We start from the raw sequence: 3,889 nt of genomic DNA, 5'->3' as shown, positions 1-3,889 counted from the left end.
GCGTCTAGCCCAAAAGCCGGATCTTGCGTTTTGATACCTTCGAGATCGCCAAAAACCTGTCCAGGATTAATGGCTAACATTCTGTCGGGATAAACTTCAGCTTCGCCAAAGGTCACACCAAACAGAGTGATTTGATAGGCTGTTGGTGCCAGATCGAGGTTGTCTCGAATATGCACGGGAGGGATTAAAAAGCCCATTTCCTGTGATATTTTCTTACGAATACCTTTGATTCTATTCATTAACTGCCCACCCTGAGATTTATCTACCAGTGGAATCAGTCGGTAACCGACTTCCAGGCCGATTGGATCCACAGGGCTGAGATCGTCCCAACTTAATTCACGCTGTTCTCTTGCAGCTTCTGAAGTGGGCTGTTGTGCTGCCGCTAATTCATTTTCCGTGGCAACTTTTTGACGCTTATGAATCAGGAATGCACAGGTGCCACCAATAGCAGCTAGAATCAGGAAAGGGATATTAGGCATGCCTGGAATCAAGCCTAATCCACCGATAATGGTTGAGGTGACAGCCAGTGTTTTGGGATCGCTCAGCAACTGACTAACAATCTGCTGTCCCATATCCTGCTCTTTTGTTGAGCGTGTAATCAGCAGGCCTGCTGCTGAGGCTAATAAAAGTGAAGGTAACTGAGCGACCAAGCCATCACCAATGGTTAACAGCGTGTAGTTTTGTGCTGCTTGAGAAAAACTTAAATCATGTTGGGCAACGCCAATAATAAAACCACCGATAATGTTGATAAACAGAATCAATATCCCGGCTACCGCATCACCCCGAACAAATTTACTGGCACCATCCATAGAACCGTAAAAGTCTGATTCCTGCATGATTTCTTCACGACGACGACGCGCTTCATCTTGATCGATAAGGCCGGCATTGAGATCGGCATCTATAGCCATCTGTTTACCGGGCATGGAGTCTAAGGTAAACCGAGCACTGACTTCAGCAATACGGGTGGCACCTTTGGTGACAACGACAAAGTTGATAATAACCAGGATGGCAAAGACCACAAAACCCACAGCATAGTTACCACCAATAACAAACTCACCGAAGGCTTCAATAACGTTTCCTGCTGCGGCAGCACCAGTATGGCCTTCCATCAAAATAATTCGCGTTGAAGCCACATTTAAGGCAAGCCTGAGTAAGGTCGCTATCAACAAAATACTTGGGAAGGCTGCAAAATGCAGCGGTTTTAGCATGTAAATACTGGCTAATACGATTACCAGTGATAAGGCAATATTAAAAGTGAAGAGCATGTCCAGCATAAACGCTGGTAAAGGCAGAATCACCATGGCCAGCAATGCCACCAGAAGCATTGGTGTGGCTAATTGACCGTTTACGACTGATTTAAAACGGGCCGCCAGTACATTATTTTCCATCTAACATTAATCTCGTCTGTATTCATCCGGTATGGGTAGATCTTCTGGATTCAGATGCGGTTTATTACCACCTTGTTTACGGTAGCGCCGCAACTGGAATACAAAAGCCAGTACTTGGGCTACTGCAATATATAGACCAGATGGGATTTCTTCGCCGATTTCTGTTGAGTAATAAACAGCACGAGTCAGAGGAGGGGCGGCAAGAATAGGGACATCGTTATTCTCTGCGACCAAACGGATTTGTTGTGAAATTAAATCAGCACCTTTAGCGACAACAATCGGAGCGCCAGAGCGAGATTGGTCATAACGCATTGCCACAGCATAGTGAGTTGGGTTGGTGATAACCACATCAGCGGAAGGAATATCCTGCATCATCCGCTGCTGAGACATTTGAATTTGCATACGTCTGATTCGGCCCTTGACCTCGGGGTTACCATCCGTCTGTTTCATTTCATCTTTGACTTCTTGCTTTGTCATCCGCAATTGTCGGCTGTGATTCCATAGCTGGAAAGGCACATCAATTAATGCAATTAAGATCAGACTCGCGGTAATTGCCAGAAATATCCATAAGGTTAAATACGCTAAATCTGTCATAGCAACGTTCACTTCCTGAGTGCCAAGCGTCAATAATTGGTCACGTATTCCCCATAAAATAGCCGTCGATATCGCACCGATAAGAATAAATTTCCCTAATGCTTTACCCAGCTCAACCAGACCTTGTGGCCCAAAGACACGTTTGAGCCCTTTGATGGGGTCCATTTTTTCTGGCTTAAATGCCATTGCTTGCGTAGAGAAATTCCAGCCACCAATTAAGGCTGGTGCAGCTAAAGCAGCAATGACAGTCACGGAGAGAAATAGACCTAAATCAAATGAGATGATTTCGATCATATGAATGAAATGATGCACCATTGCCACAGGATCAAACAGTTCTTTACGACTCAATACCAGCGACTCATTCATCACAGCAGCCATATCCTCAATCAGGCTACTGCCCATGATGAATAAGGCGATGGCACTGGCAATCAGGACCAAGACAGTTGTTAACTCTCTCGAGCGAGGTACTTGGCCTTTTTGCCGGGCGTCTTCTAAACGCTTACCCGTAGGCTGTTCTGTTTTTTCTTGTCCGGTTTGCTCAGCCATCCTGAACCACCATAAGCCTTGTCAATTGCAGTATATGATCCGTCATGTCCATTAAGTGATCGGCCACTAAAGGGAGCGTGACAAACATAATGATAAAACCCATCACAATGGTCATCGGAAAACCGATAGAAAATGGACTGATCTGTGGAGCCGCTCGCGATAAGATGCCAAACGCCAGATTAACCATCATGATAGAACCTATGGCAGGTAGAGCAATAATTACGCCAGCAGCAAACATCCAACTTGCTTGTGCCACAACATCACGAAGATCGGTAGGTGTTAGACCGCTACTGGATATTGGCATAGTGACAAAACTTTCTGATAACACCTTTATCAGAATCAAATGACCATCGACCGTGATGAATAACAAAGTGATGAAAATAAGATAAAACTGACTGATAACAGGGACTAATACGCCATTTTGTGGATCCACCATTGAAGCAAACCCCAACCCCATCTGCATGGCAATGATTTGCCCAGCCACAATGAAGGCGTTAAAAAGAAGTTGCAGCATAAAACCCATACAGGCCCCAATCAGGATCTGTTGAGCAATGATCAAAAAACCTTCCATACTCAACGGTTCGACGGTAGGCACATTCGCAGGAATATTGGGAACCAGTACGATACTGATGGCTAAAGCGATGATGATGCGGGTGCGCGCGCTGAGAAAATTACTACTAAAAATGGGAGCGACCATAATCATGGCCGCAATACGGATAAAGGGCCACATGTATTGCCCTAATACTCCGGTAATCTCAGCGGTGCTGATTTCCATAGTTAACCGATGAGAAACGGTATTTCTTCATACAAGCGACGAGTAAAACCCAGCACCATTTCTAACATCCAAGGCCCTGCCATCACCAAAACCAATAGCGTAATAAACAGTTTTGGAATAAAACTTAAGGTTTGTTCATTGATTGATGTCGCCGCCTGAAACATGCTCACCAATAAACCAATCAGCAGAGCGGGTAGCAAGATGGCAGCAATCAAAATCGAAATGATCTGTAAGGTTTGCTGCATAACGGTGAGGACAGTTTCTGGCGTCATAATTACACGTAAAAACTCGAAGCGAGGGTACCCATGAGTAAGGCCCAACCATCAATCAAAACAAACAACATTAATTTGAAGGGCAGGGAAATCAGCATAGGCGAAAGCATCATCATACCCATGGCCATCAAGACACTGGCTACGACAAGGTCGATGATTAAAAAAGGGATAAAAATCAAAAAGCCGATTTGGAAAGCCGTTTTTAATTCACTGGTGACAAATGAAGGTAGTAATAAGCTATACGGAATGTCTTGTGGTGTTTGCATCTCTTCATAGCCACCAATAGAGGCAAACAAAGCAATATCACTTTCCCG

Annotated in this window: 4 protein-coding genes and 1 pseudogene; all 5 read right to left on the bottom strand. The window is 44.7% G+C overall.

The features are described 5' to 3' along the window. The coding region (locus tag B4K20_RS03775) for a flagellar biosynthesis protein FlhA (protein ID WP_289281939.1) at positions 1 to 1,388 on the bottom strand (1,388 nt) is incomplete at its 3' end. A 6-nt stretch (positions 1,389 to 1,394) separates the two neighbouring features. Next, complete coding sequence (gene flhB, locus B4K20_RS03770; protein WP_289281938.1) at positions 1,395 to 2,528, bottom strand: flagellar biosynthesis protein FlhB; 1,134 nt, start codon at positions 2,526 to 2,528, stop codon at positions 1,395 to 1,397. Further along, the gene (gene fliR, locus B4K20_RS03765) at positions 2,521 to 3,303 is read right to left on the bottom strand and encodes a flagellar biosynthetic protein FliR (protein ID WP_289243213.1); all 783 of its coding nucleotides are present in this window, start codon (positions 3,301 to 3,303) and stop codon (positions 2,521 to 2,523) included. The genes flhB and fliR overlap by 8 nt, the downstream gene beginning before the upstream one ends. A 2-nt stretch (positions 3,304 to 3,305) precedes the next feature. Then, positions 3,306 to 3,575 carry a flagellar biosynthesis protein FliQ gene (gene fliQ / locus B4K20_RS03760; protein ID WP_007146641.1) on the bottom strand — a complete coding sequence of 90 codons (270 nt, stop codon included), beginning with the start codon at positions 3,573 to 3,575 and terminating at the stop codon, positions 3,306 to 3,308. A 2-nt stretch (positions 3,576 to 3,577) separates the two neighbouring features. Next, positions 3,578 to 3,889 (bottom strand): annotated as a pseudogene (locus B4K20_RS03755) (flagellar biosynthetic protein FliP); the annotation flags it as partial.

Origin of the sequence: Methylophaga sp. UBA5088, from assembly GCF_002414625.1 — a bacterium.
Classification (GTDB): domain Bacteria; phylum Pseudomonadota; class Gammaproteobacteria; order Nitrosococcales; family Methylophagaceae; genus Methylophaga; species Methylophaga marina.
This window is presented reverse-complemented; position numbering and strand designations above follow the sequence as displayed.